This is a genomic window from Paenarthrobacter sp. UW852 (genome assembly GCF_024608385.1).
Taxonomy (GTDB): domain Bacteria; phylum Actinomycetota; class Actinomycetes; order Actinomycetales; family Micrococcaceae; genus Arthrobacter.
The window spans coordinates 1-1,045 of sequence record NZ_JAMSGY010000022.1 but is presented as its reverse complement, the minus strand read 5'-3'; the positions used below and the strand labels follow the sequence as shown (position 1 = coordinate 1,045).

1 protein-coding gene is annotated in these 1,045 nt (G+C 65.3%); it reads left to right on the top strand.

Features of this window, described 5'->3' with window-relative positions; genetic code table 11:
- On the top strand, window positions 1–1,045 hold a 1,045-nt coding region (locus tag NEK97_RS19775), incomplete at both ends, for an HNH endonuclease signature motif containing protein (RefSeq protein ID WP_257371407.1).

Below are 1,045 nucleotides of genomic sequence, written 5' to 3'. Positions count from 1 at the left end.
ATCAGCGAAGCCCGCCGCAGACTCGCCCTCGCCGCCGAGGTCCTCCCCCGGCCCGGAATAGCCGGACAACCCCTCCCCGCCCGACGGGAAACGCTCGCCGACGCGCTCGGATCAGCCCAAATACCCTCCCGCTCCGCCACGATCATCAGCACCGCCCTGGATAAAGTCCGGCACCTCACCGACGCCGAAACCACCACCCGCATGGAACACGCCCTGACCAGAACCGCAACCGAAAGCGACCCCGACTTCCTCACCAAAATGGCCCAACGCTGGACCGACAGGATCGACCAAGACGGAACCGAACCCTCCGAAGAAACCCTCCGCCAACTCCAAGGCACCTTCCTCCGCCGCCGACGCCGCTACGGACTGCACCACCTCGAAATCTTCGCCACCACCGAACAATACGAAACCCTCACCACCGCCATGAACACCGCCACCAACCCCCGACACACCACCCAACCCACCGGACCGGACCTGGACCGGCGCTCCCGGCCACAAAAACTCCTCGACGGCCTCGTCGGCGCCTGCAACCTCGCGATGACCACCGGCAAACTCCCCACCAACGGCGGACTCCGCCCCCAACTCACCGTCACCATCAGCCACCAAGACCTCCTGGACCAACTCACCCACAACAACACACCCACCAACCCAAACACCAAGACCACCACCAAGACCACCACCAGCACCGGCACAAGCAGCGGCAGCGGCACTGGCACTGGCACTGGCACGTTCACCGGCCCCCTCCACCCCACCACCATCCGCAAAATCGCCTGCGACGCCGACATCATCCCCGTCCTGCTCGGCACCGACTCCCGCGTCCTGGACATCGGCCGCACCACCCGGATCTTCCCACCCCACATCCGCAAAGCCATCACCGCCCGCGACGGCGGCTGCGCCTTCCCCGACTGCACCATGCCCGCACCCTGGTGCGAAGCCCACCACATCACCTACTGGTCCCACGGCGGAACCACAGGAACAGAAAACGGAACCCTCCTCTGCTCCCACCACCACCACCTCATCCACAAAGAACAATGGACCATCAACA